This window comes from Micromonospora sp. IBHARD004 (assembly GCF_052814115.1).
Window position 1 is genome coordinate 5,970,975 of sequence record NZ_CP199934.1, and the last position, 25,455, is coordinate 5,996,429.

A 25,455-nucleotide genomic window follows, 5' to 3' on the forward strand; every position below is an offset into this window, starting at 1 on the left:
CCGAAGGAGACACCCGTGTCCGAGACACCCCTGTTGGAACTGCGTGGCGTCGACAAGAGCTTCGGCCCCGTGCAGGTGCTCCGCGACGTCGCCTTCTCGGTGCATCCGGGCCAGGTGACCGCGCTCGTCGGCGACAACGGAGCCGGAAAGTCGACGCTGGTCAAGTGCATCAGCGGCATCTACGGCACCGACGCCGGCGAGTTCTTCTTCGAGGGCCGGCCGGTGACCGTCAACGGCCCCCGGGACGCCGCCGGCCTCGGCATCGACGTGGTCTACCAGGATCTCGCGCTCTGCGACAACCTCGACATCGTGCAGAACATGTTCCTCGGCCGGGAACGGCGCTCGGGCCTCGTCCTCGACGAGCCGGCGATGGAGGAACTGGCCGCCAAGACGCTCGCCGGGCTGTCCATCCGGACGATCAGTTCGCTGCGGCAGCACGTGTCCAGCCTCTCCGGCGGCCAACGACAGACGGTGGCGATCGCCAAGGCGGTGCTCTGGAACAGTCGGCTGGTCATCCTCGACGAGCCGATGGCGGCCCTCGGCCTGGCCCAGACCGCCCAGGTCCTCGAACTGGTCCGGCGGCTCGCCGACAACGGGCTGGCCGTCGTCCTCATCTCGCACAACATGAACGACGTCTTCGCCGTCTCCGACCGGATCGCGACGCTCTACCTCGGTCAGATGGTCGCCCAGGTCCGGACCACCGACGTCACGCACGCCCAGGTGGTCGAGCTGATCACGTCGGGGCGCAGTGGCTCGCTCGGAACGGCCACCACGAACGACAGCGGTTACCGGAGCACCGGGACGATGGGGGCCGAGAAATGATCACCCAAGCTGAACTGGCCCACGTCGAGACGGGGACGACCGTCCCGCGCGCCGGCCTCGGCGCCCACGTCCGCGGCTACCTCGCCCGCCTCCGGGGCGGCGAGATGGGCGCCCTGCCGGCGATCCTCGGTCTGGTCGTGCTCTGCGTGTTCTTCTCGGTCCTGCGGCCGAACTTCCTCACCGCCGGCAACTTCGCGAACCTGTTCACCCAGGGAGCGGCCGTCGTACTGATCGCGATGGGGCTGGTGTTCGTCCTGCTGGTGGGGGAGATCGACCTCTCCGCCGGCTTCGCGAGCGGGGTCTGCGCGGCCGTGCTGGCCAACCTGCTGACCCTGCAGGGGTACCCGTGGTACGTGGCCACCCTCGCCGCGCTCGCCACCGGCGCGGCCATCGGGCTGGTGCTGGGCTTCCTGGTGGCGAAGGTCGGCATACCGTCCTTCGTGGTCACGCTCGCCGCGTTCCTCGCCTTCCAGGGCATCATGCTGATGCTGATCAAGGGCGGCACCAACGTCTCCGTCCAGGCCGCCCCCATCGTCGCCATCGAGAACCGGAACCTGCCGCCGCTGGTCGGCTGGCTGCTGGCCGCCGCCGCCGTCGGCGGGTACGCCGCCACCCAGCTGCTCCGGTACCGCAACCGCCGGGCCCGTGACCTGACGACCGATCCGATGTCGATGGTGTTGATCCGGATCGGCAGCCTCGCCGTCGTCGTCGGCGTCGGGGTGTACGTGCTCAACATGGAACGCAGCCTGAACAGCCTGATCAGCTCGAACCGCGGCATGCCGATCGTCGTGCCGCTGGTCGGGGTGCTGCTCGTCGCGCTGAGCTTCGTCCTGTCCCGCACTGCGTACGGGCGGCACATCTACGCGGTGGGCGGGAACCGGGAGGCGGCCCACCGGGCCGGCATCAGCGTCGACCGGATCCGGATCTCGGTCTTCGTGGTCTGCTCCTCGATGGCCGCCGTGGGCGGCATCGTGGCGGCCAGCCGGTTCAGCTCGGTGGACGCCCGCACCGGCGGCAGCGACGTGCTGCTCTACGCGGTCGGCGCGGCGGTGATCGGCGGCACCAGCCTCTTCGGCGGCAAGGGTCGGGTGGTCGACGCGGTGCTCGGCGGCGCGGTGGTGGCGGTCATCGACAACGGCATGGGCCTGATGGATGCGAGCTCCGGGGTCAAGTACCTCTTCACCGGGCTGGTGCTGCTGCTCGCCGCCGGGGTCGACGCGCTGTCCCGGCGCCGGGCCCTCGCCACCGGAAACCGCTGAGCCCGGTCATGCGCGCGGGCCCGAGCCAGGAGGAGATTCGGCGGCAGAATCTCGGCGCGTTGCTGCGTTACGTCCACGTCCACGGAGCGATGTCGCGGGCCGAGCTCACCACCGCCCTCGGGCTCAACCGCAGCACGATCGGGGCGCTGACCGCGGACCTGGCCAGCGCCGGCCTGGTCAGCGAGGCGACCCCGAAGCAGCGGGGGCGGGCGGGGCGACCGTCGCTGGTCGTCCGGCCCGAGTCCGCCCGGGTCCACGCGTGGGCGTTCAGCATCGAGGTGGACCGGTTGCAGGCCGCCCGGGTCGGGCTCGGTGGCGTCGTACTCGACCGGCGTGAGCTGGGCCGGCCGCGCGGTCTGGTCGCGGCGGAGACCGCGCCGCTGCTGGCCGGGGCGCTCAAGGAGATGCAACCGGCGGTGCCACCGGGGACGATCTGCGTCGGGGCCGGGATCGCGGTCTGCGGCATGGTGCGCCGCGACGACGGCCTGGTCCGGCTCAGCCCCCACACGGGCTGGGTGAACGAGCCGATCGGCGCCACCCTGGCCGCCGAGCTCGGCACGGAGACGCCCGTCGTGGTGGCCAACGTGGCCGACGTCTGCGCCTTCGCCGAACACGCCCGCGGCGCCGCGGCCGGGCGCGACAACGTCATCTACCTGTACGGGGACGTCGGCGTGGGCGCCGGCATCATCGCCGGCGGGCGCCGGTTGACCGGGCACGGCGGCTACGGCGGCGAGGTGGGCCACATGGTGGTCAACCGGAACGGGTCACCCTGCGAGTGCGGGTCGCGCGGCTGCTGGGAGACCGAGGTCGGCGAGTTCGCACTGCTGCACGCCGCCGGCCGCCCGGCGGCCTCCGGGCGGGAGGCGGTGCTCGCGGTGATCGACGCCGCCGACCGGGGGGACGCGCGGGCCCAGGCGGCGGTGCGGCAGGTCGGCGACTGGCTGGGCTTCGGCGTGGGGAACCTGGTCAACATCTTCAACCCGGAGATGGTGATCTTCGGGGGGACGATGCGGGACCTCTACCTCGCGGCGGCGGCGCAGGTGCGCAGCCGGCTCAACTCGGTGGGTCTGTCGGCGTGCCTGGAGCACGTCCGGCTGCGTACCCCGCAGCTGGGGCGCGACGCCGCCCTGGTCGGGGCGGCCGAACTGGCCTTCGAGCGGCTGCTCGCCGACCCGCTGGAGGCCTGACGGGGCGGGCCACGACCCGGCCGGTGAACTGATCGGCTCGGTGATCCGTACCAGTGTCCGGACGGGCGGCCGGTGGGTGCGGCCGTCCGCGACACACGCGTCCGGTCCGGACCGAGGAGGCACCGCAACGATGGCACCGCTGGAATCCGCACGCCGCCGGCCAGCGCACCGGGCCCACCGGGTGGCGCTGCTGCTCATCGCTCTCGTCGCGGGGCTCGGCGTCCTCCCGGGGGTGGCCGTGGCCGCGCCCGGCGCGCAGCTGAACGCCGCCGACATGACCCTGCTCAACGGCGTACGGCTGGCCGGGCTCTGGGAGATGCCCGCCGGGCAGATGGCCGCCGAGAAGGGCCAGTCGGCGCGGGTACGCCAGATCGGGGCGGAGATCTCCCGGCAGCACGGCGTCCTCGACCAGCTCGTGGTGGACGCCGCCAACAAGCTGGGCGCCACCCTGCCGACCGACCCGACCGCCGAGCAGAAGGGGTGGCTGGGCGAGATGCAGAACGCGACCGGCGCCCGGTTCGACCAGATCTTCGTCACCCGGCTCCGGGTCGCCCACGGCAAGATCTTCCCGGTGATCGGGGCGGTCCGGGCCAGCACCCGGGACGCCACCGTGCGAAAGCTCGCCGACGAGGCCAACAAGTTCGTCTCCGACCACATGGCGATGCTGGAGAGCACCGGGCTGGTCCGCTGGCAGCAGCTGCCGCCCGCCGCGCTGCCCCCGGCGCAGAGCGACTCGCTGGTCGCCGCGGCCGCCGCCAACGTCGGTGGTCGCGGCCCCGAGGTCAGCACCACCGTGGTCTGGCTGGTCTTCCTCGCCGCCCTCGGCACCGGCGGCATCGCGACGTACCGCATCCTGCGCCGCAGCTGACCCCCGGCGCGGGCGCCGCAGCCCGCCCCGAAGCGCCGTCGCCGCAGCCCCGCCCCAGGGCGGGGGCTGCGGCGTCCGTCAGCCGTGCCAGGACCGCCACAGGGCGGCGTAGGAACCGCCCGCCGCGACCAGCTCGTCGTGCGAGCCCAGCTCGGTGATCCGGCCGTCCTCGACCACCGCCACCCGGTCCGCGTCGTGCGCCGAGAAGAGCCGGTGCGCGATCGCGATCACCGTTCGCCCCTCGAGCACGGCGGCGAGGGAGCGTTCCAGTTCCCGGGCGGCGTGCGGGTCGATCAGCGAGGTCGCCTCGTCCAGCACCAGGGTGTGCGGGTCGGCGAGGACCAGCCGGGCCAGCGCGAGCTGCTGCGCCTGCGCCGGGGAGAGCGGATGCCCGCCCGAGCCGACCGGCGTCGCCAGCCCCTCCGGCAGCGCCTCCGCCCAGCCCAGCGCGTCGACGGCCGCCAGCGCGGCCCGGACCTCGGCGTCGCCCGCCTCCGGCCGGACCATCGCCACGTTCTCCGCCAGGGTGCCGATGAAGACGTGGTGCTCCTGGCTGACCAGCGCGACGTGGGTGCGCAGCTCGGCCAGGGGCAGCTCGGCCAGGGGCCGGCCGTCCACCGTCACCGAACCCGAGCGCGGCGCGTGCACCCCGGCCAGCAGCCGACCCAGGGTGGACTTCCCCGCGCCGGACGGGCCGACCATGGCCAGCTTCTCCCCCGGCCGCGGCACCAGGGTCACCCCGTGCAGCACGTCGTGCCCCTCCCGATAGGCGTACCGGACGTCCCGGGCGGCGAGCCGCCGCTCCCCGTCCGCCGGCGCGGACCCGGCGGGCGTCGCCGGCGCCGACGGCCCGTCGACGGCCACCCCGAGCAGGCGGGCCATCGAGGCGCCCCCGACCTGGAGCTCGTCCAGCCAGGAGAGCAGCCGGTCGATCGGGTCGACCAGCTGCTGCACGTAGAGGGTGGCCGCGGTGACCTGACCGAGGCTGGCCCAGCCCTTCAGATGGAACCAGCCGCCGACCACCAGGGTGGCGACCACCGGCACCACGTACCCGATCTCGGCGACCGGGAAGAAGACCGTACGCAGGTTGAGGGTGTAGCGCTCGGCGGCGTACGACCGGCGGATGTCGGCGTCGCTGCGGGCCCGTCGGCGGGCCTGCTGCCGCAGCGTTTCCGTGGTCCGCGCCCCCTCCACCGTCTCGCTGATCCCGTCGGTGATGTCCGAGTAGGCGGCGTTCTCCCGCAGGTAACCCGCCGGCGCCCGGCGCAGGTACCAGCGGGTGCCGGCCCAGAGCACCGGGACCGCGAGCAGGCAGGGCAGCGCCAGCAGCGGGCCGGTCAGCAGCAGCGCGCCGAGGACCAGCGCGACGGTCACCACCGCGATCAGCGTCTCCGGCACCGCGAACCGGACCGTCCGGGACAGCGCCGAGACGTCCCGCGAGGTCCGGGTGAGCAGGTCACCGGTGCCGGCCCGCTCCACCGTCGACAGCGGCAGGGCGAGCACCCGGTCGACGAAGTCCTCCCGCAGCTCGGCCAGGACCCGCTCGCCGAGCCGGGCCGAGGCGAGGTGCGCGAACCGGACCAGCACCGACTGGACGACCACGAAGGCCGCGATGGCCAGCGCGACCCGGTCGACGGTGACCGCCGACACGCCGCGCGAGATCCCCTCCACCAGGTCGCCCAGCAGCCGCGGCGCCACCAGGCCGGCCGCCGCGGCGACCGCGTGCAGGCCGAGCGCCCCGGCCAGGCCGCGCGGGTGCCGGCGGACCAGCGTGCGCGCGTACCGGCGCACCTGGTCGGCGTCGGCGACGGGCAACGCGTTGCTCATCGCTCCTCCTCCCGGCTGACCGTGGCCGCGTACCGCGGCTCGGCGGCGAGCAGCTCGTCGTGCCGGCCCTCGGCCACCACCTTGCCGTCCTCCACGAAGACCACGTGCTCGGCCCGGCCCAGCATCAGCGGGCTGGTGGTGCAGACCAGGGTGGTCCGGCCGCGCCGGGCCGCGCCGAGCCGGTCGGCGATCCGCGCCTCGGTGTGCGCGTCCACCGCGCTGGTCGGCTCCACCAGCACCAGCGTCTCCGGGTCGGCGACCAGCGCCCGGGCCAGCCGCAGCCGCTGCCGCTGCCCGCCGGAGAACTCCCGGCCCCGCTCGGCCACCCGGCCGTCCAGCCCATCGGGCAGGGCGGCCACGATGTCCGTCGCGCTCGCCGCGACCAGCGCCGCCTCGACGGCGGCCCGGTCGGCCGCGTCGTGCGGGTCCAGCTCCGCGCGGAGCGGGCCGGTGAAAAGGTGCGCGTCGTTGTCGGCCACCAGGATCCGCTCGCGCACCGTCGCCACCGTCAGGTCCCGCAGCGGTACGCCGTGCAGCGTCACGTCCCCGTCGACGTACCGGCCGAGCCGGTCGGCGATCGCTGCCGCGTCCTCCGGGTCGGCGGCGGCCAGCGCGGTGAACCGGCCGGGGCGCAGCATCAGCCCGGACTGCACGTCGACCAGCTCACCGGGGCCGGCGGGCAGCGCCGCCGGGCGGGCCGGGTCGACCAGCTCCGGGGTGAGCCGGAGCAGCCGGACCACCCGCCGGGCGGCGACGTGCCCCCGGGTCAGCTTGTCGGCCGCCTCGGTCAGGTTGCGCAGCGGGCTGATCAGGAAGGCGGTGTAGCCGTAGAAGGCGACGAGCTGGCCGGCGCTGATCTCGCCGCGCAGCGCGAACCGGGCGCCGAGCCAGGTCACCAGCACCACGAACGCGCCGGGGAGCAGCACCTGCGCCAACTCCAGCAGCGACTCGACCCGGGCCACCCGGAGACCGTCGGCGCGCAGCGCCTGGGACTGCGTCCGGTACCGCGCGGAGAGCACCGGCTCGCCGCCCACGCCGCGCAGCACCCGCAGCCCGGAGACGATGTCGCCGGCCCGGGCGGTCAGCCGCCCCTCCGAGTCCCGGAACGCCTGCTGCTGCCGGTGCAACGGCCGGATCAGCAGCCCGACCAGACCCATCAGCAGCGGCACGCCGAGCACCACCACCAGCCCGAGCGGCACCGAGGCGTCCAGCAGGATCACCGCCACGGTGGCGATGGCGACGATCGAGCCGGTGCCCCGCGCGGTGATGTCGATGGCGCTGCCGATGTGCTCGATGTCGGCCGTACCGATGCTGACCACCTCGCCGGCGGCGACCCGGCGGGGCAGCGCGGCGCCCAGCCGGTTGGTGGCCCCGACGGTGACCTGCACGGTCCGGTACGCGGCGGCCAGCCAGTTGTGCACCGCGCAGCGGTGCCGCAGGATGCCGGCCGCCGCCTGGAGCACGCCCAGCCCCAGCAGCACGGCGCCCCAGGTCAGCAGGGCGTCCGGGTCACGGTGGGCGAGGCCGGCGTCGACCGCCCGGCCCACGGCGGCCGGCATCAGCGCCTGGGCGACCATCCAGACGATGCCGAGCGCGATGCCGGAGCCGAAGAGGAACGGGTGCCGACCGGCCAGCCACACCAGGTAACGGGTGGCGGACCGGTCGTCGGGGACGCCGGGATCGCCGGCCGGTGAGAAGCGCATGACGCCCCGACGCTAGGCGGCCGGGACGGCCCCCCGCATCCGAATTCCCGCCGGTCAGCGCCATTGCGACGCAGGTCGCACCGACGACGAGGACGGCGGGACGACCCCGCTCGCCCGTGGTCGCTAGGCTTTCGGCGGGGCGCGGCGGGTCCGGGTCCCTCCACAGTCGACCGGGAACGGGGTGGCCGCGTGACCGACCAGTACGACCGACCGGACGGCCCGCTGGGCCGCCTCACCGCCGCCCGGGGCTCCGGCGACGGGGCCGGTGGCCTGGTGCACGTCGAGCTGGACGGCACCGGCGACCTGATCGCCCTCGACCTCGACCCGCGGGTCATGCGGCTGCCCTCCGAGGACCTGGCGGCCGCGATCCGCGAGGCGTTCGGCACCGCCCGCGCCGCGCTCCAGGCCGCCCTGCAGGAGCAGCTCGCCGCGCAGCCGGTGACGCTGCCGCAGGGGCTCGGTCCGCTCCTCAACGACCTCGGATTCGGCGCGCAGCGCCGGCTCGACGACCTGACCGCCACCGCGCAGCAGATCGCGGACCGGCTGGACCGGATGGGCGGGGCGGCGCCGCGATGATGAAGCCGATGCACACCGAGCCGGAGGTGCTGGCCGGGGCGGCCCAGCAGATCGCCGGGGTGGCGGTGGAGCTGGAGACCGGCCTCGGTGCCCTGGAGGCCACCGTGACCACGCAGAACCCGTGGGGCGCCGACGAGCCGGGGACGGTCTTCGGCGCGGCGTACACCGCGGTGCTGTCGCACGCGCTGGAGACGTACGGCTCGCACGTGCAGCTGCTGATCACCGCCGCCGAGGGGCTGGCCGACTGGGCGCAGCAGGTGGTCGAGGCCGACCAGCAGTCCGACGCGCTCTTCACCTCGCTGCACGGGCGGCTGGGAGCCTGACCGGTGGGTCTCGAACTGCCGCCGGCTGTCGGTCAGCGGTCGACCTGGGTGAAGTCCCAGGCGTGCGGGGGGCGGGCCACCAGCCGCATCGGCGGCTCCGGCAGGTCCCGGGGGTTGCTCCGCCATTTGGAGATCACCACCAACCGGTGGTCGGTGGAGGAGAAGACCTCGCTGGACAGGTGCAGCGGGTCGTGCTCGAACTCGGGCAGGGCGGTGTCGCAGACCCAGGTGATCAGGTCGGCGAAGCCGTACGGCTCGGCGCGTGCCTCCCACATCCGTACGATCACGTCGTCCCTCTCGTCAGCGGCGGGCGGCACGTCAGACACTGACCACGGTCAGCGGCATGGCGGAGTCGGCGGGCAGGTCGAGGCGGCTCGGCGCGACGCCCGAGGCGACCAGGTGCGAGCCGAGCGCGGCGACCATCGCGCCGTTGTCCGTGCAGAGCTTCGGGCGCGGCACCCGGACCCGGATGCCGTACTTCGCCGCGCGATGCTCGGCCATCGCCCGCAGCCGGGAGTTGGCCGCCACTCCCCCACCGATCACCAGCGTCTCGACGCCGTTCGTCCGGCAGGCGTCCAGCGCCTTGCCGACCAGCACGTCGCAGACCGCCTCCTGGAACGACGCGGCCACGTCGGCCACCGGCACCGGCTCGCCGGCCCGCTGCCGCGCCTCCACCCAGCGGGCCACCGCCGTCTTCAGGCCGGAGAACGAGAAGTCGTACCGGTGGGCGGCGAGGTCCTTGGCGGCGGTGAGGCCGCGCGGGAAGCCGATGGCCCCGGCGTCGCCGGCCCGGGCCTCCCGGTCGATCCACGGCCCGCCCGGGAAGGGCAGCCCGAGCAGCCGGGCCACCTTGTCGAACGCCTCACCGGCGGCGTCGTCGATGGTCGAGCCGAGCGGGGTCACCCCGCGGGCCAGGTCGTCGATGAGCAGCAGCGAGGAGTGCCCACCGGAGACCAGCAGGGCGATCGCCGGCTCGGGCAGCGGCCCGTGTTCCAGGGTGTCCACGGCGACGTGCGCGGCGAGGTGGTTCACCCCGTACACCGGCTTCTCGGCGGCGACGGCGTAGCCCTTGGCCGCGGCCACGCCGACCAGCAGCGCGCCGGCCAGGCCGGGACCGGAGGTGACCGCGATCGCGTCGATGTCGGCGATGGTCACCCCGGCCTCGGCGAGGGCCCGGTCCATGGTCGGCACGATCGCCTCCAGGTGGGCCCGGCTGGCCACCTCGGGCACCACGCCGCCGAACCGGGCGTGCTCCTCGACGCTGGAGGCCAGCGCGTCGGCGAGCAGGGTGTGCCCGCGCACGATGCCCACGCCGGTCTCGTCGCAGGAGGTCTCGATGCCGAGGATCAGGGGTTCGTCAGCCATGCTCATCAGTCCTCGTTGCGCCGCATGACCAGCGCGTCGGTGTTGCTCGGTTGGTAGTAGCCGCGCCGCACCCCGATCGGCTCGAAGCCGTAGGTGGCGTAGAGCCGCTGGGCCGGTCCGTTGTCGGCCGCGACCTCCAGCAGGGTGCTGCGGGCACCGCGCCGGGCCGCCTCGGCCAGCAGCGCCTCCAGCAGGAGCCGGCCGACGCCCCGGCGCTGGGCGTCCCGGCGGACCGCGATGTTCTGCACCCAGGCCTCGTCGGGCGGCGCCACGGTGAGCCCGGCGTAGCCCAACAGCTCTCCGGCGTCGTCGGTGGCGACCAGGTAGTGGTGCCCGCTGGCCAGCTCGTTCCAGAACATCGCCGGGGACCACTGCTCGACGCCGAAGAGGTCCGCCTCGATCGGCAGCACCTGGTCGATGTGCCACCAGCGGAACCGGCTCAGCCGTACCGCGCTCACGGTGTCACCTCGGTTCGCGACTGCGGGGCTCGCAGACCCGGCTCACTCCTCGCGCTCACGGTGTCACCTCGGTTCGCGACTGCGGGGCTCGCAGACCCGGCTCACTCCTCGCGCTCACGGGAGGACCGGCTTGTGCCCGGTCGCCGCCACGGCGTCCGGGCGGCGCAGGTAGAGCGGGGTGAGCGGTTCGCCGGGGGCGCCGGCCCGGATCCGCTCGGCGGCCAGCGCGGCGAGCACGGTCGCGTCCGGGTAGCGCGGCTCGGACCGCAGCGGCAGGCCGAGGACGTCCGCGTACCGGTGCGCGCCGTCGCCGACGGCCACGGTGACGGCCAGGTCACGGGCACGTTCGGCGGCGACCGCGGGGGCGTCCACGTTCGGCCCGGCGATTCGCTGACCGGCGCCGTCGTAGACGGCCCAGTAGACCTCCCGGCGGCGGGCGTCGCTGGCGGCCAGGACCGGCTCGCCGGCCGCCACCCGGTGGCCGATGCCGTCCAGCGAGCAGACGCCGTACGTGGGGATGCCGAGCACCTGGCCCATGGTGGCGGCGGTGACCAGGCCGACCCGCAGCCCGGTGAACGGCCCGGGGCCGAGCCCGGCGACGATCGCGGTCAGGTCGGCGGGGCGGACGTCGGCGTCGGCCAGCACCGCGTCGACCTGCGGGGCGAGCAGCTCACCGTGCGCCCGGGCGTCGACCGTGCACCGCTGCGCGCGGGCCGCGACGCCGTCCGCCGAGACCTCGACCAGCGCCGCGGTCACCGCGGGCGTCGAGGAGTCCAGCACCAGTACGAGCACGGTATGCCAGCCTAGTCGGCTCCGCGCGCACACCCGGTCACACCCCGTCTGGGCCGGCCGTGGCCGCCAGCAACGGGCGCGCCGGCCCGAAGGTGGCTGCCACCGCCCGGCGCCCCCGGCGTTTCGTCGCGCCGCCCGCGCACCTCGCCCACCCCGTGCGATCCGGTCCCGCGCCGAGATCGGTCCGGCGCCAACGGGCGGCATTGCGGCCCGGGGGGCGGCATTGCGGCCCGGGGGGCGGCATTGCGGCCCGGGGGGCGGCATTGCGGCCCGGGGGGCGGCATTGCGGCCCGGGGGGGCGATTGGGTCGGCTGCGCTCCCGCCCCGCCGACGGTCTGTTCGGCGGACGGCCACGACAGGCGGTGGCGCCCGCATCTACCAAGCCCGGCGAGCGATATGACTGTGAGGCATAAATATGACTGAGAGGCATGACGCTCTCGGCAATGAGTCATCATCCCTGGGTGTCCGACAGCCGCCTCGCCAGCCAGATCGCCGCCGTCCTCCGCCGAGAGCGGAGCGCCCGCCTCCTCAGCCAGCAGGCGCTGGCCGACCTGGCCGGCGTGAGCCAGAGCGCGGTGACCCGCGTCGAGCGGGGCGATCGACTGCCCAGCATCCCCCTCGTCGAGCGGCTCCTCGCCGCTCTCGACCTTCAGCTCGCGGTCGGGGTCGAGCAACTGGACAGCCACCTCGACGCCCGGATGGCCGAGCTGGCCTCCCGGCCGCTGGCGGACCGGATCGGCAGTCTCGGGGTGGACCGGATGATCGACCGGCTCGGCGACCTGCCGCACCTGTTGGCGGGGAGCACCGCCGCGCTGCTGCAGGGCGCTCCGGTGCCGGTTGAGGCGGTGGAGATCGCGCTGCGGTGGCGCGACTCGGCGCGGTTCACCGCCTGGCTCGAAGCGGCATACGGGCAACGCTGGAACGCCCGGTGGGGGGAGTTCGGCGGTCTCCATCTGGAACCGGAGGAGCCGGGCGAGCACCGCTGGCGGACCCGGTACGGCGAGATCCGGGCTCAGCTCTGCGACGAGCTGCCCGAGTCGATCGAGGTCCGGCACCGCGACCGTTCCTATCGGGTCGTGCCGCTGGTCCAGGTGGAGCTGACCGATCCGCGCGCCGCCGACTTGCTGCGCCGCCACCGGCAGCGGCAGGCGGACGACCGGGCTGGCGACCCGCCCGGCGCACCGCGGGCCGCCGGGGCGGACCGGACGGGGTCAGCCGGCTGAGCGCTCCCAGTCGATGGTGGGCAGGCCGGCGTCGGCGAGCGCCTTGTTGGCCGCGCTGAACGGGCGGCTGCCGAGGAAGCCACGCGGGTTCATCGGGCTCGGGTGGCCGGCCTCCAGCACCACGTGCCGCGGGTTGGTGACCAGGGCCGCCTTCTTGCGGGCGTACCCGCCCCAGAGCAGGAAGACCACCCGCTGGTCGAGGGCGTCCAGGGCGCGGATGGTGGCGTCGGTGAACTCCTCCCACCCGGAGTTGGCGTGCGAGCCGGGGGTGGCCTGCCGGACGGTGAGCACCGAGTTGAGCAGCAGCACACCCTGCGCCGCCCAGCCGTTCAGGTTGCCGCTGCGCGGCTTCGGCACGCCCAGGTCCTCGCCCAGCTCCTTGAAGACGTTGCGCAGCGACGGCGGCACCGTCACCCCCTCGCGGACGCTGAAGCTGAGCCCGTGCGCCTGCCCCGCCTTGTGGTACGGGTCCTGCCCGAGGATCAGCACCCGGCACTTCGCCGGCCCGCACAGCCGGTATGCGGAGAAGAGGTCCTCGACCGGGGGGAAGACGGTCCGGGTGGCGTACTCCCCGGCGACGAACCCGGCCAGCGCCGCGGTGCGGGCCGGGTCGAGGTGCGGGGCGAGCGCCGCCCGCCACTCGTCGGGGAGGAGCGCCAACAGGTCGAGGGTGGGGGCATCGTCGAGCATCGGCAACCTTTCGCAGTCGGTCCGGGGCACTGTAGGCAGCGGGTACGACACCCCGTCAGTCGAGGGTGGCGAGGCGCTCCGCCCAGTCGCCGCCGACCGGTTCCAGGGTCACCACCCGGGTGTCGTCCTCGCGCCGGTCGATGCGGACCCGCAGGTGGGCGTCGACCAACTGCTCGACCATCCCCTCGCCCCACTCGACCACGGTCACCGCCTCGTCCACCGAGGCATCCAGGTCAAGGTCGTCGATCTCGGCGCGCGGGTCCGCCGACTCCCCCAGCCGGTACGCGTCGGCGTGCACCAGGGTCACCGTGCCGCCCCGGGCCGGGTCCGGCCGGTGCACCCGGGCGATCACGAAGGTCGGCGAGGTGATGTCGCCGCGCACTCCGAGGCCGGCGCCGATGCCCTGGGTGAGCGCGGTCTTGCCCGCGCCGAGCGGGCCACTGAGCAGCAGCAGGTCACCGGCGCGCAGCACGCCGGCCAGCCGGCGGCCGAACTCGTGGGTGTCGGCCACCGTCGCCAGCGTGACGACGACCGTCACAGCCTCTCCAGGAAGCCTGCCAGGGCGGCGTTGACCTCGTCGGCGTGCTCAAGCATCACCACGTGGCCGCTGTCGTGGATCTTCACGAACTCGGCGTGCGGCAGCCGCCGGACGATCTCCTCGGAGTGGTCCACCGGAGTGATCATGTCCTTGTCGCCGACGATCACCAGCACCGGCGTGCCGGCCAGCGCGGCCAGCGCCGGGAACCGGGAGTGGGTGGCCAGGGTCCGCAGGTAGCGGGTCACCGTGTCGGCCGAGGTCCGCGAGTTCATCGTCTCCACGTACGAGACCAGGGCCGGGCTGGGCTTCGGGGTGCCGAAGCCGTACCGGCGGGTCAGCAGCCAGGCGACGTTGGTGGTGGACTTCCGGGCCTTGTCGATCACCGAGCCGCCGTACCGGGTGGCGTTGCTCATCATGTAGAGCACCGGGGCGCCGACCCGGCCGAGCAGCGCGGGCGCCACCAGCTTCGTCTCCGCGAGCAGGCCGCCCGAGGTGGCCATCAGCACCGTGCCGACCACCCGGTCGCCGAACATCTCCGGGTACAGCTCGGCCAGCGCCATGATGGTCATCCCGCCCATCGAGTGGCCGACCAGCACCAGCGGCCCCTCCGGCGCGGTCTCGTCGATCACCCGGCGCAGCGTCCGGCCCAGCGCAGCCAGGTCGTACTCCCCGCTCTCCAGCCGGCCCGACCGGCCGTGCCCCGGCTGGTCGTACGCGACGATCCGGTAGTCGCCCCGCGCGGCGAGCATCTTCCGCTGGAAGTGGAAGGTCCCCATATCCAGGCAGAAGCCGTGCACCAGCACCACGGTCGGGTGCCCGGCGACCGGGCGGGTCGGCTCGACCACCTCGACGTGGATGTCCGTGCCGTCCGGCATCTCGAACCGGTACGACTCGTCGTACCGCTGCTCGCCGAAGACCTCGTGCGCGTACGGATCGGCGGGGTCGTCCTTGAGCCGGCGGACCAGGACCCGCTCGCTCACCACGCCCGCGGCGAGCCCGGCGGCGGCCACGCCGACGGCGGCGCCGACCACGCCGGCGACCTTGCCGGCCGCGGTCCGGGGCCGGGGAATGCGGAACCGCTGACTCACGGTGCTACCTCGGCTCGCGACTGCGGGGCTCGCAACCCCGGCTCGCTCCTCGCGCTCACGGGCGCTCGCCGTCGTAGACGCGGGACACCCGGACCCCGCCGAACCGGGTCACGATCTCGTAGTTGATGGTGCCGACCGCCTCGGCCCAGTCGTCGGCGGTGGGCTCGCCGTCCGCGCCGCTGCCGAAGAGGGTTGCCACGTCACCGGGGGCGATCTCGTCGTCGCCGCAGTCCAGCACGAACTGGTCCATGCAGACCCGGCCGGAGATGGTCCGCCGCTTGCCGCCGAGCTGCACCGGACCGGTGTTGGAGGCGTGCCGGGGCACCCCGTCGGCGTAGCCGAGCGGCACCACGGCCAGGTTGGCCTCCCGCTCGGTGAAGTACGTGTGGCCGTACGAGACGCCGGTGTCGGCCGGCACCCGCTTGGTCAGCATCACCCGGGCCCGGGCGGTCATCGCCGGACGCAACCCGTACCGCTCGCCGGCCACCGGGGAGAGGCCGTAGATCGCCAGCCCCGGTCGGACCAGGTCGAAATGGGTGTCCGGGCGGGTCAGCGTGGCGGCGGAGTTGGCCAGGTGCCGGTAGCGCGGGCGCAGTCCGGCCCGCTCGACCATGGCCAACCCCTCGTGGAACACGGCGATCTGCCGGTCCGTGGTGGGGTGACCGGGCAGGTCCGCGTACACGAAGTGGCTCCACACCCCGACCACCTCGACCAGGCCGTCGGCCTGGGCCTTCGCGGCGGCCTCCAGCAGGGTGGGCCAGTCGGCGACCGTGGCCCCGCCCCGGGCCAGGCCGGTGTCGATCTTCAGGTGCAGCCGGGCCGGGCGGTCCGCCCGACGGCTCGCCTCGATCATCTCGTCCAGCTGCGGCAGGCTGGCGCAGCCCAGGTCCACGCCGACGGCGACCCCGTCGTGCAGCGGCAGCCCCGGGCTCAGCAGCCAGGCCAGCACCGGGGCGGTGATGCCCTCCCGGCGCAGGGTCAACGCCTCGTCGAGGGTGCACACGCCGAGCCAGTCCGCCCCGGCGTCGAGCGCGGCCCGGGCGGCCGGGACCATGCCGTGGCCGTACCCGTCGGCCTTGACCACCGCCATCAGCTCGGCGCTGGTGCCCGACCTCAGCCGGGTCACGTTCTCCCGGATCGCGTCCAGGTCGACGCGCACCTCCGACTGCCACATGCCCCCAGCCTACTTCCGCCGGTGATCACGGCGGGTCGCAGCCGCGCGGTCGGACCCGCCGGGCGCGGCCCGGCCCGGCCGGTCAGGGCAGCCGGGCCAGCACCGGGCGCAGGGCGGCGGCCACGTCGGGCGCGGTCACCGGCCCGCCCCGGGCCGCCTCCCGGCCGGCCAGCCCGTGCAGGTACGCCGCCGCGGCGGCCGCCCGGTCCGCCGGCACCCCGGCGGCGAGCAGCGAGCCGAGCAGCCCGGCGAGCACGTCCCCGGTGCCCCCGGTGGCCAGCGCCGGGGTGCCGGTCGGGTTGACGTACGCCCGGCCGTCCGGCATGGCGATGATCGTGCGTTCCCCCTTGAGCAGCACCACCGCGTTCATCCAGGCGGCCAGCCGCAGCGCCGCCCCCACCCGGTCCGCGCCCGGGGCCTCGCCGCAGAGCCGGGCGTACTCCCGGTCGTGCGGGGTCACCACGATCGGGGCGTCCCGGTCGCGCAGCCGGTCCGCCAGCTTGCCGTCCACCAGCAGGGTGAGCGCGTCGGCGTCGAGCACCACCGGCACCGGCGCGGCGAGCACCGCACGCAGCTCGGCCGCGGACTCCTCGCCGATGCCCAGCCCGGAGCCGCAGACCCAGGCCTGCACCCGGCCGGCGTCCGCGACCCGGCCGGTGGCGATCACCGACGGGTGCTGGTGCAGCACCTCCGCGCGCGCCCCACCGGCGTAGCGGACCATGCCGGTCGGCCCGGCCAGCGCGCCACCGACCGAGAGCACGGCCGCCCCCGGGTACGTCGCCGAGCCGGTCGCCACCCCGACCACGCCCCGGGTGTACTTCTCCGACGCCGGGCCGAGCCGCGGCCACCAGCCGACCACGTCCGACCACTCGATCACCCGCAGCGCGGGCGAGCCGCGCAGCCACGGCGCCAGCCCGATGTCGACCAGCTCCACGTGCCCGGCCAGGTCGGCGGCCGGGCCGACCACCAGCGCCGGCTTCAGCGCGCCGAAGGCCACCGTCACGTCGGCGCGCACCGCGCTCGGCCGGCCGGACGCGGTCAGCGGCACGTGCCCGGTGTCCACGGCGACGCCGCTCGGCACGTCCACCGCCACCACCGTGGCCCGGTCGCCGTCGCGCCCGCAGTGCCGGATCAGGCTCGCCGCCAACTGGTCGGCGGTCTCCCGCAGCCCGCCGCTGCCGCCGATCCCGACGATGCCGTCCAGCACCAGGTCGACCACGGCCGGCGGCCGGTCGACCAGCCGCCCGCCGGCGGCCCGGAGTGCCGCCAGCCCCTCGGCGTGCGCCCGGCCGGGGGTGAGCAGCAGGACGGAGACGCCCGCCCCGCGCCGGGCCAGCCGCTCGCCCGCCCAGAGGGTGTCGCCGCCGTTGTCACCGGAGCCGACCAGCAGCAGCACCCGGGCGCCGTAGACCCCGCCCCGGTCCTCGAGGAGCAGCGCGCAGCGGCGGGCCAGCCCGGCGGCGGCCCGCTGCATCAGCGCCCCCGGCGGGAGCGTCGCCATCAGCCCCGCCTCCGCCGCGCGTACGTCCGCGACCCGCCACACCGGTTTCATGCCACCCCGTCCCATCGCCGGGCGGGCCGGCCGGCCCGCCGGTCAGCTCACTGTTCCGCCACCACCATGGCCGACGCGATCCCGCCGTCATGCGACAACGACAGATGCCAGCGGTTGATCCCGCGTTCGGCCGCGGCGGCGGCGACCGTGCCGGAGACGGTCAGCCAGGGCCGGCCGTCCGGGTCCGGCACGACCTCGCAGTCGTGCCAGCTCAACCCGCCGGGCGCGCCGAGCGCCTTGGCCACCGCCTCCTTGGCCGCGAAGCGGGCCGCCATCGACTCCGGCGAACGCGGGTTGCCGGAGCGGGTGTACCGCTCGGCCTCGGTGAAGAGCCGGTCGGCGAGCAGCGGCGTCCGGGCCAGGGCCCGGGCGAACCGGTCCACCAGCACGACGTCGATGCCGACAGCCACGATCACGGCACTCACCCTACCGGCGGGCGGGGTCGCAGATTAGCCACCGGGTCCGCGGTGGGCAACGCCTGTGGACAACCCGCGGGTACGACCACCGTCCGTCGTCCACAGGGCCGGCGCTTGGGGCCGGGCGCTCCCTACCGTCGTCCCCGTTGTCCGCCCGGTCCCGGCTCGTCGCCGGGGTGGGCGTCGATCCGCCGCCCGACGTCCCCCGTCGGCGGCGGCCGAGCCGGGGAGTCCGCCGATGACGGAGGTGCCGTTGACCGTGGAGCCCGAGCTGCTGCGCGAGGTCGCCCGGGCGCTGGGCGAGGACGCTCACGCGCTGGCGCACGGACCGGCCGGGGCGCCGGGGCTGGTGCCGCCGGCCGAGGGCTGGTCGACCGGGGTGGCGCTGGCGGAGCTGGAGTCGGCGACGCACCGCTGGTGCGGGGCGCTGGCGGCCCGGGTGGCGGGCACCGCCGACGCGGTCCGCGTGGCGGTGGAGGGCTACGAGGCGGTCGACGACCGGGCCGCCCGGCGCCTGGCCGGGGTGCCCCGGTGAGCGCGCCCGCCGCGTCGCTGGGCGGCGTCGCCGCGCCGGAGGCGGTCGGGTACGCCCAGCTCTGGTCCGCCGACCCGGCTGCCTGGGCCGCCGCCGGGGCGGCCTGGCGCGGGCTGACCGGTCCGGTGGGCCGGCGGGCCGACGCCCTGGACGCCCGGGTGGCCGCCCTGCGTCCGGCCTGGTCCGGCGCGGCCGGCGACGCGGCGCGGGCGCGGCTCACCACGCTGCGCACCGAGCTGACCGACGTGCTGCCCGCGCTGATCGAGGTCGACCAGGTGCTCGCCGAGTTCGCCGCCCGGCTGCGCGGAGCGAAGGCCCGGCTCGCCGCCGCGATCACCCTCGCCGAGCAGGGCCGGCTGCTGGTCGACCGGTCGGGCCGGGTCCGGGCGGATCCGGCCGTGCCGCGCCCCGCCGAGCGGGTCGGTCCCGGGGTGGCCCAGGTGGCGGCGGCGGTGCGCGCGGCGGTGGAGCTGGCCGGGGCGGCGGACCGGGAGGCGACCGCCCGGTTGGCCGAGCTGGCGGCGGCGGCCGCCGTGGGCTGGGTGAGCGTCCCGCCCGGCCGGCGACCACCGGCCGGCGCCGGTCCGGCCGAGGTGAGCCGCTGGTGGGCGGGGCTGACGCCGGCCGAGCGCCGGTGGCTGGTGGCGCACGAGCCGGCCCTGGTCGGCCGCCTGGACGGAGTGCCGGTGGCCGCCCGGGACCAGGCCAACCGGCTGCTGCTGGCCGCGCGGCGGGCGGCGCTGCTGGCCCGGGAGCGGGCGCTGCTGAGTCGGCCGCCCCGCGGTCCGCTGGAGGTGGCCGGGCTGGCCCGGGTTGCGGCGGCGCTGCGCGGGCTGGACACGCTCGCCGAGCGGTTGGCCGCGCCGGGGCCACCCCGGGCGTACCTGCTCGGGCTCGACCCGGCCGGTGACGGGCGGGCGATCGTGGCGCTGGGCAACCCGGACCGGGCCGGCGCGGTGCTGACGTACGTGCCGGGGATGACCGCGGACCTGGCCGACGCCCCGGGCGAGCTGGGCCGGGCGGCCCGGGTGCTGGACCGCTGCGCGGCGCTCGCCCCGGCCGAGGAGACGGCGGCGGTGCTCTGGCTGGACTACGACGCCCCGGACTTCCTCCACGAGGCGGCGCGGGGCGGGCAGGCCCGGGATGCGGGGCCGGCGTTGCACCGGTTCCAGGAGGGGCTGCGCGCCTCGCACGAGGGGCCGCCGGCGCGGCACACCGTGCTCGGGCACAGCTACGGGTCGGTGGTGGTGGGCACGGCCGCCCGCGACCAGGGGTTGAGCGCCGACGCGCTGGTCTTCATGGGCTCGCCCGGGGTGGGCGTGGCGCACGCCGCGGAGCTGCGGATGCCGGCCGGTCAGGTGTGGGCGAGCACCGCGCCGGACGACGTGATCCGGCTGGCCCGGCCGCCGGACGAACTGGTCCGCCGGGCGGCGCTCGGCGGGACGCCGCTCGGCCCGGCGGCGGCGCTGCTCCACCCGGCCGAGCACGAGCTGTGGTTCGGGCGCGACCCGAGCGACCCGGGCTTCGGCGGCCGGCGCTTCCCCAGCGGCCGGTACGGCCACACCGGCTACTGGGACCCTGGCAACCCCGCCCTGGACGGGATGGCCCGGATCGTCCTCGGCCGGTGATCGGGGGCCACCAATGCGCGGGGCCCCTCCACCGCGCGGTGGAGGGGCCCCGGAGCGAATCGCAGCCGGTTACTCGACGGTGACCGACTTGGCCAGGTTGCGCGGCTGGTCGACGTCGTGCCCGCGGGCGGCGGCGATCTCGGCGGCGAGCACCTGGAGCGGCACCGTGGTGACCAGCGGGGCCAGCAGGGTCGGCGTACGCGGCACGTAGATCAGGTGGTCGGCGTAGCGGACGACCGCCTCGTCGCCCTCCTCCGCGATCACGATGGTCCGGGCGCCACGGGCGCGGACCTCCTGGATGTTGGAGACGACCTTGTCGTGCAGCATGCCCCGGCCGACCGGCGACGGGACCACGCAGATCACCGGGGTGCCCTTGTCGATCAGCGCGATCGGGCCGTGCTTCAGCTCGCCGGCGGCGAAGCCCTCGGCGTGCATGTACGCCAGCTCCTTGAGCTTGAGCGCGCCCTCCAGGGCCACCGGGTAGCCCACGTGCCGGCCGATGAAGAGCACCGTCGGCTCGGACTTCAGCTCGCGGGCCAGCTCGCGGACCGGCTCGATCCGGTCGAGCAGCTCGCGCAGCTTGCCCGGCATCTCCTGGAGCTGGGCGACCACCGCGCCCACCTCGTCGGCGAACTTGATCCCGCGCACCTGGGCCAGGTGCAGGCCGATCAGGTAGCAGGCGACGACCTGGGTGAGGAACGCCTTGGTGGAGGCGACCGCGATCTCCGGGCCGCCGTGGGTGTAGAGCACGGCGTCCGACTCGCGCGGGATCGTGGAGCCGTTGGTGTTGCAGATGGCCAGCACCCGGGCCTTCTGCTCCTTGGCGTGGCGCAGCGCCATCAGGGTGTCCATGGTCTCGCCGGACTGCGAGATCACCACGATCAGGGTGGACCGGTCGAGGACCGGGTCGCGGTAGCGGAACTCGCTGGCCAGCTCGACCTCGCAGGGGATGCGGGTCCAGTGTTCGATGGCGTACTTGGCGACCAGCCCGGCGTGGTACGCGGTGCCGCAGGCGACGATGAAGATCTTGTCGACGTCGCGCAGGTCCTGCTCGCTGAGGCGGACCTCGTCGAGGGCGATCTCACCGGTCTCGGTGAGCCGGCCGAGCAGCGTGTCGGCGATCGCCTGCGGCTGCTCCTCGATCTCCTTGAGCATGAACCAGTCGTAACCGCCCTTCTCGGCGGCCGAGGCGTCCCAGTCGATGTGGAAGTCCTTGCCGGTGGCGGGCTGACCGGCGAAGTCGGTGATCTCGATGCTGTCCGTGGTGATCAGGACGATCTGGTCCTGGCCCAGCTCGACCGCGTCGCGGGTGTGCTCGATGAACGCGGCCACGTCGCTGGCCAGGAAGTTCTCGCCGTCGCCGCGGCCGACCACCAGCGGCGAGTTGCGCCGGGCGCCGACCACCGCACCGGGGATGCCGGCGTCGGCGGCGAGCAGGGTGAACGCGCCCTCCAGCCGCTGGCAGACCACCCGCATCGCGGAGGCGAGCAGCTGCGGGCTGTCCACCTCGCCGGCCGAGCGCAGGTCGGCCAGCGCGGCGGAGAGCAGGTGCGCGGCGCACTCGGTGTCGGTGTCGCTGGTGAACTCGACGCCGTCGGCCTCCAGCTCGGCGCGGAGCTTGGCGAAGTTCTCGATGATGCCGTTGTGGATCACCGCGACCCGGCCGTCGGGGGCGACGTGCGGGTGGGCGTTGCGGTCGGTGGGACCACCGTGGGTGGCCCAGCGGGTGTGCCCGATGCCGGTGGTGCCGTCGCCGATGCCGATCGGGCTGGCGGCGCAGGACTCCGGGTCGACGGCGGCCCGCTCGGCGAGCACCTTTTCCAGGTTGGCCAGCTTGCCGGCCTTCTTCTCGATCAGCAGCTCGTCGTCGCAGACGATGGCGACGCCGGCCGAGTCGTAGCCGCGGTACTCAAGCCGCCGCAGTCCGTCGAGCACGATGCCGAGCGCCGGGCGCGCGCCGGCGTATCCCACGATTCCACACATGGCCCCGAGCCTAACCCAGTTCCGCTCATCGCGCGTGCGCGGAAGTCCGGTAAATGATCAGTGAATTTGAGCGATCAGGTGAACACCGGCGAAGGATCGGACATATCACCCGGCGCGGATGGGCGCCGCCCGCTCCGCCGCCCAGTGGCCGGAAACACGACCGCGCCGGCCCGGGTGGCCGGGGCCGTGCGGCTCACCGGCGGACGACGCGGGCGGCGTAGATTCGGGCTCGCCCAGCGGGGCGACGAATCCCCCGGGCACCTCCTCCCCCGGCCGCGGAGGCCTCCGCGGCCCGACCCCTGCGAGCGGAGCTGATGTCCGAGGCGACGCCACCCCCCGACCCGCAGCCGGCGACCGGCGCGGCCCCGACCGGCCCGACGGCCGCACCCGAGCCGTGGGCGCCGCCGGACCTGCCGACCCCGCCGTCGTCCGGACCGGAGCCCGACCCCTGGCTGCCGCCCTCGAACGGGACGGCCCCGACCGCGCCCGTCGCCGAGCCCGCCGTCGAACGTCCACACGGCCGGGACGGCAGGACGACCACCGTCGTCCTCTCGGTCTTCGCCGTCCTGGTGCTGGCCGTCTGCGGTCTCCTCGGCGTCGCCGGGCTCCTCGTCAACCTGCCGGCCGACCCGTTCGGCGCGCCGAAGGTCGCCGGGCCGCGGCAGGACCCGCCGACCACCCCGGACGAGGAAGAGGACGAGGACCAGGCTGCGGAGGCCGCCACGGGCGGGCAGCCGGCACCGGACCCGACGCCCACCAGGAAGCCCGCCGCCACCCCGTCGGGCGGACCGGGCCGGTTCGTCGTCGCGTACGCGGTGACCGGTCAGGGGCCGGCCAACATCCAGTACTACGACGCGGACGGCTATCTCGTCGAGCTCGACAGGGTGCGGCTGCCGTGGCACACGAAGATCAGCACCGACGACCCCGGCCGGGCGTCCGTGTGGGCGAACAAGGGCGACGACAAGGGCGGGCGCACCATCGCCTGCGCGATGACGGTGAACGGTGGCGTGCCCGTCACCGAGTCCGTCGACGACGGCGGCTGGCGGGTCAGCTGCGGCGGCTGACGGCGGGCTTGAGCTGTCCGCCCCGGGCCGTAGGCTGGCGCAGGTGACGACACTGCCCGATGTCGACCCGTTGGTGGCCCGGATGCGGCCGTTCGGGACGACCATCTTCGCCGAGATGTCCGCACTCGCTGTGCGTACCGGCGCGGTCAACCTCGGCCAGGGGTTCCCCGACACCGACGGTCCGCCGGAGATGCTGGCCGCGGCCGCCGAGGCGCTGCGCTCCGGCCACAACCAGTACCCGCCGGGCCCGGGCATCCCGGCGCTGCGCGCCGCCGTCGCCGCCCATCAGCGCCGGTTCTGGGGGCTGGAGTACGACCCGGACGGCGAGATCGTGGTGACCGCGGGCGCCACCGAGGCGATCGCCGCCAGCATCCTCGCGCTCTGCGAGCCGGGCGACGAGGTGGTCTGCTTCGAGCCGTACTACGACTCGTACGCCGCCTCGGTCGCGCTGGCCGGGGCGGTCCGCCGCCCGGTCACGCTGCGTCCCGGCGCCGACGGCCGGTACGCCTTCGACCCGGCGGAGCTGCGCGCGGCGTTCGGCCCGCGGACCCGGCTGGTGCTGCTCAACTCCCCGCACAACCCCACCGGCAAGGTGTTCACCCCGGACGAGCTGGCGCTGGTCGCCGAGCTCTGCCGGGAGCACGGCGCGTACGCGGTCACCGACGAGGTGTACGAGCACCTGGTCTTCCCCGACGCCGCCGCGCCGCACGTGCCGCTGGCCACGCTGCCCGGGATGCGGGAGCGGACGCTGCGGATCTCCTCGGCCGGCAAGACGTTCTCCTGCACCGGCTGGAAGGTCGGCTGGGTGAGCGGGCCCGCGCCGCTGGTCTCCGCGGTGCTGCGGGTCAAGCAGTTCCTCACCTTCGTCAACGCCGGCCCGCTGCAACCGGCGGTCGCCGTGGCGCTCGCCCTGCCGGACGCGTACTTCGCGGAGTTCGCCGAGGACATGCGGCGGCGGCGGGACCAGCTCGTCGACGGGCTCACCGACGCCGGCTTCGAGGTGTACGCCCCGGAGGGGACCTACTTCGTCACCGCCGACGTCACCCCGTTGGGCGGCCGGGACGGGGTGGAGTTCTGCCGGTCGCTGCCCGAGCGGTGCGGCGTGGTGGCGGTGCCGACGCAGGTCTTCTACGACGACGCCGAGGCGGGCCGACGGCTGATCCGCTTCGCCTTCTGCAAGCGGCCGGAGGTGCTGACCGAGGCGGTGGCCCGGCTGGGCCGACTGAAGGAGGACGGATGACCGACGCGTACGCCGATCGGGTCCGCCGGGTGGCGGCGCTGCGCGGCTGCGACACCGTGCTCTCCGGGATCCGGCCGACGTCGGTGGCCGAGCAGCTCGACGCGATCCGGGCGACCGCGACCGACGAGCTGCTGCCCGACTTCTACGGCGAGGGCGGGGCGGTCGAGGCGGTGGAGCTCCGGGTGGCCGAGCTGCTGGGCACGGAGGCGGTCGCCTTCTTCCCCACCGGCACGATGGCCCAGCAGGTCGCCATGCGGTACGGCGCGGAGCTGACCGGCCGGGACGCCGTCGGCCTGCACCCGCTGAGCCACCCGCTGATGCACGAGCGGGACGCGTACGCCGTGCTCGTCGGCCTGCGTGCGGTACGGACCACGGGCGCGCCGCGCAATCCGACCGCCGAGGAGATCGCCGGGCTGGACGAGCCGGTCGGCACCCTGCTGCTGGAGCTGCCGCTGCGGGACGCGGGTTTCGTCCTGCCCACCTGGGACGAGCTGGTCGCGGTGGTCGGGGCGGCCCGGGACCGTGGCTTCCGGGTGCACCTGGACGGCGCCCGGCTCTGGGAGTCCACCGTCCACCTGGGACGCTCGGCGGCCGAGGTCGCCGGGCTGGCGGACAGCACCTACGTCTCGTTCTACAAGTCCCTCGGCGGCCACTCGGGCGCGGCCCTCGCCGGCACGGCCGAGCTGGTCCGCTACGCCCGGGCCTGGCGGCACCGCTACGGCGGCAACCAGTTCCAGCAGTGGCCGGCGGCGCTGGCCGCCCTGGCCGGCCTGGACCGCGAGCTGCCCCGGCTGCCCGGCTACGTCGCCCACGCGAAGCGGGTGGCGGAGGCGCTGGCCGGGCTGCCGGGCGCCCGGGTCCACCCGGCGCCGCCGCACACCCACCAGTTCCGGCTCTGGCTGCCCCACCCGGCGGACGCTCTGAACGACGCCAACCTCGCCCTCGCCGAGGAGGAGAAGGCCTGGTTCGTCGGCGGCTGGCGGGACACCGAGGTGCCCGGCGTCGCGATGGCTGAGGTGACGGTGGCCGCCCCCGCCCTGGAGCTGGACGCAGACCAGGTGGTCGACCTCGCCGACCGCTTCCTGCGCCGGTTGACCACGGCCTGACCGCCGCCCGTCCGACAGTCCCACCGGGCCGAAGGTGC

General features: G+C 75.2%; 25 protein-coding genes. 12 read left to right on the forward strand and 13 right to left on the reverse strand.

Features of this window, described 5'->3' with window-relative positions; all coding sequences use genetic code 11:
• The first annotated feature begins 15 nt into the window (after nt 1-15).
• From ACTWO6_RS29005 to ACTWO6_RS29020, 4 genes are all read left to right on the forward strand, one after another.
• Entirely contained in the window at nt 16-822 is an 807-nt protein-coding gene (locus ACTWO6_RS29005; protein WP_446216891.1) for an ATP-binding cassette domain-containing protein, read from the forward strand.
• Nucleotides 819-2,081 carry a sugar ABC transporter permease gene (locus ACTWO6_RS29010; protein ID WP_446216892.1) on the forward strand — a complete coding sequence of 421 codons (1,263 nt, stop codon included), beginning with the start codon at nt 819-821 and terminating at the stop codon, nt 2,079-2,081. The genes ACTWO6_RS29005 and ACTWO6_RS29010 overlap by 4 nt, the downstream gene beginning before the upstream one ends.
• Before the next feature lie 8 nt (nt 2,082-2,089).
• Nucleotides 2,090-3,268 carry an ROK family protein gene (locus ACTWO6_RS29015; protein WP_446216893.1) on the forward strand — a complete coding sequence of 393 codons (1,179 nt, stop codon included), beginning with the start codon at nt 2,090-2,092 and terminating at the stop codon, nt 3,266-3,268.
• Between the two features lie 130 nt (nt 3,269-3,398).
• A complete protein-coding gene (locus ACTWO6_RS29020) occupies nt 3,399-4,136 on the forward strand; it encodes a DUF4142 domain-containing protein (RefSeq protein WP_446216894.1) in 738 nt (245 codons plus the stop codon).
• Between the two features lie 78 nt (nt 4,137-4,214).
• Here the strand turns inward: ACTWO6_RS29020 and ACTWO6_RS29025 are convergent, their stop codons facing one another.
• Both ACTWO6_RS29025 and ACTWO6_RS29030 read right to left on the reverse strand, forming a co-directional pair.
• Entirely contained in the window at nt 4,215-5,963 is a 1,749-nt protein-coding gene (locus tag ACTWO6_RS29025) for an ABC transporter ATP-binding protein (RefSeq protein WP_446216895.1), read from the reverse strand.
• Entirely contained in the window at nt 5,960-7,666 is a 1,707-nt protein-coding gene (locus tag ACTWO6_RS29030) for an ABC transporter ATP-binding protein (RefSeq protein ID WP_446216896.1), read from the reverse strand. Before ACTWO6_RS29030 ends, ACTWO6_RS29025 begins: the two co-directional genes overlap by 4 nt.
• 189 nt (nt 7,667-7,855) lie before the next feature.
• Here ACTWO6_RS29030 and ACTWO6_RS29035 point away from each other — a divergent pair, with 189 nt between their 5' ends.
• Together ACTWO6_RS29035 and ACTWO6_RS29040 are read left to right on the forward strand one after the other, a co-directional pair.
• A complete protein-coding gene (locus ACTWO6_RS29035) occupies nt 7,856-8,242 on the forward strand; it encodes a YbaB/EbfC family nucleoid-associated protein (protein WP_446216897.1) in 387 nt (128 codons plus the stop codon).
• 8 nt (nt 8,243-8,250) lie between these two features.
• Nucleotides 8,251-8,565, forward strand: a complete 315-nt coding sequence (locus ACTWO6_RS29040) for a hypothetical protein (RefSeq protein WP_446216898.1) — start codon at nt 8,251-8,253, stop codon at nt 8,563-8,565.
• A gap of 32 nt (nt 8,566-8,597) precedes the next feature.
• Here the strand turns inward: ACTWO6_RS29040 and ACTWO6_RS29045 are convergent, their stop codons facing one another.
• The 4 genes from ACTWO6_RS29045 to tsaB all read right to left on the reverse strand — a co-directional run bounded on the left by ACTWO6_RS29045 (nt 8,598) and on the right by tsaB (nt 11,180).
• The gene (locus ACTWO6_RS29045) at nt 8,598-8,852 is read right to left on the reverse strand and encodes a hypothetical protein (protein WP_130340010.1); all 255 of its coding nucleotides are present in this window, start codon (nt 8,850-8,852) and stop codon (nt 8,598-8,600) included.
• Nucleotides 8,853-8,883: 31 nt separating this feature from the next.
• Nucleotides 8,884-9,930 (reverse strand): tRNA (adenosine(37)-N6)-threonylcarbamoyltransferase complex transferase subunit TsaD, encoded by a 1,047-nt coding sequence (gene tsaD, locus ACTWO6_RS29050; RefSeq protein WP_446216899.1) that lies wholly within the window; start codon nt 9,928-9,930, stop codon nt 8,884-8,886.
• 5 nt (nt 9,931-9,935) lie between these two features.
• On the reverse strand, nt 9,936-10,388 hold the full coding sequence (gene rimI, locus ACTWO6_RS29055) for a ribosomal protein S18-alanine N-acetyltransferase (protein WP_446216901.1): 453 nt from the start codon (nt 10,386-10,388) through the stop codon (nt 9,936-9,938).
• 114 nt (nt 10,389-10,502) lie between these two features.
• Entirely contained in the window at nt 10,503-11,180 is a 678-nt protein-coding gene (gene tsaB / locus ACTWO6_RS29060; RefSeq protein WP_446216902.1) for a tRNA (adenosine(37)-N6)-threonylcarbamoyltransferase complex dimerization subunit type 1 TsaB, read from the reverse strand.
• Nucleotides 11,181-11,641: 461 nt separating this feature from the next.
• On the opposite strand from tsaB, the gene ACTWO6_RS29065 reads away from it, so the two are divergent.
• Nucleotides 11,642-12,403, forward strand: a complete 762-nt coding sequence (locus ACTWO6_RS29065) for a helix-turn-helix domain-containing protein (protein WP_446216903.1) — start codon at nt 11,642-11,644, stop codon at nt 12,401-12,403.
• Here ACTWO6_RS29065 and ung read toward each other — a convergent pair.
• The 6 genes from ung to ACTWO6_RS29095 form a co-directional block, all read right to left on the reverse strand.
• Nucleotides 12,392-13,093: a uracil-DNA glycosylase gene (ung, locus tag ACTWO6_RS29070; protein ID WP_446216904.1), complete on the reverse strand. Its 702-nt coding sequence runs from the start codon at nt 13,091-13,093 to the stop codon at nt 12,392-12,394. The genes ACTWO6_RS29065 and ung overlap by 12 nt on opposite strands.
• Before the next feature lie 55 nt (nt 13,094-13,148).
• Nucleotides 13,149-13,631 (reverse strand): tRNA (adenosine(37)-N6)-threonylcarbamoyltransferase complex ATPase subunit type 1 TsaE, encoded by a 483-nt coding sequence (gene tsaE, locus ACTWO6_RS29075; protein ID WP_446216905.1) that lies wholly within the window; start codon nt 13,629-13,631, stop codon nt 13,149-13,151.
• Complete coding sequence (locus ACTWO6_RS29080; protein WP_446216906.1) at nt 13,628-14,719, reverse strand: alpha/beta fold hydrolase; 1,092 nt, start codon at nt 14,717-14,719, stop codon at nt 13,628-13,630. The genes tsaE and ACTWO6_RS29080 overlap by 4 nt, the downstream gene beginning before the upstream one ends.
• A 55-nt stretch (nt 14,720-14,774) precedes the next feature.
• The gene (gene alr, locus ACTWO6_RS29085; RefSeq protein WP_446216907.1) at nt 14,775-15,893 is read right to left on the reverse strand and encodes an alanine racemase; all 1,119 of its coding nucleotides are present in this window, start codon (nt 15,891-15,893) and stop codon (nt 14,775-14,777) included.
• A gap of 82 nt (nt 15,894-15,975) precedes the next feature.
• Nucleotides 15,976-17,445: an NAD(P)H-hydrate dehydratase gene (locus ACTWO6_RS29090; RefSeq protein ID WP_446216908.1), complete on the reverse strand. Its 1,470-nt coding sequence runs from the start codon at nt 17,443-17,445 to the stop codon at nt 15,976-15,978.
• 47 nt (nt 17,446-17,492) lie between these two features.
• Nucleotides 17,493-17,861 (reverse strand): holo-ACP synthase, encoded by a 369-nt coding sequence (locus ACTWO6_RS29095; RefSeq protein ID WP_446216909.1) that lies wholly within the window; start codon nt 17,859-17,861, stop codon nt 17,493-17,495.
• A 238-nt stretch (nt 17,862-18,099) separates the two neighbouring features.
• Here ACTWO6_RS29095 and ACTWO6_RS29100 point away from each other — a divergent pair, with 238 nt between their 5' ends.
• Both ACTWO6_RS29100 and ACTWO6_RS29105 read left to right on the forward strand, forming a co-directional pair.
• A complete protein-coding gene (locus tag ACTWO6_RS29100) occupies nt 18,100-18,396 on the forward strand; it encodes a type VII secretion target (RefSeq protein ID WP_446216910.1) in 297 nt (98 codons plus the stop codon).
• The gene (locus ACTWO6_RS29105) at nt 18,393-20,024 is read left to right on the forward strand and encodes an alpha/beta hydrolase (protein WP_446216911.1); all 1,632 of its coding nucleotides are present in this window, start codon (nt 18,393-18,395) and stop codon (nt 20,022-20,024) included. The genes ACTWO6_RS29100 and ACTWO6_RS29105 overlap by 4 nt, the downstream gene beginning before the upstream one ends.
• Before the next feature lie 69 nt (nt 20,025-20,093).
• On the opposite strand, the gene glmS is transcribed toward ACTWO6_RS29105, so the two are convergent.
• Nucleotides 20,094-22,007: a glutamine--fructose-6-phosphate transaminase (isomerizing) gene (gene glmS / locus ACTWO6_RS29110; protein ID WP_446216912.1), complete on the reverse strand. Its 1,914-nt coding sequence runs from the start codon at nt 22,005-22,007 to the stop codon at nt 20,094-20,096.
• A gap of 314 nt (nt 22,008-22,321) precedes the next feature.
• Between glmS and ACTWO6_RS29115 the strand changes: the two genes are divergently transcribed.
• The 3 genes from ACTWO6_RS29115 (at nt 22,322) to ACTWO6_RS29125 (ending at nt 25,417) form a co-directional block, all read left to right on the forward strand.
• Entirely contained in the window at nt 22,322-23,071 is a 750-nt protein-coding gene (locus ACTWO6_RS29115) for an MmpS family transport accessory protein (RefSeq protein ID WP_446216913.1), read from the forward strand.
• Nucleotides 23,072-23,153: 82 nt separating this feature from the next.
• Nucleotides 23,154-24,311 (forward strand): pyridoxal phosphate-dependent aminotransferase, encoded by a 1,158-nt coding sequence (locus ACTWO6_RS29120; RefSeq protein ID WP_446220809.1) that lies wholly within the window; start codon nt 23,154-23,156, stop codon nt 24,309-24,311.
• Nucleotides 24,308-25,417 (forward strand): threonine aldolase family protein, encoded by a 1,110-nt coding sequence (locus tag ACTWO6_RS29125; RefSeq protein ID WP_446216914.1) that lies wholly within the window; start codon nt 24,308-24,310, stop codon nt 25,415-25,417. Before ACTWO6_RS29120 ends, ACTWO6_RS29125 begins: the two co-directional genes overlap by 4 nt.
• Nucleotides 25,418-25,455: the final 38 nt, after the last annotated feature.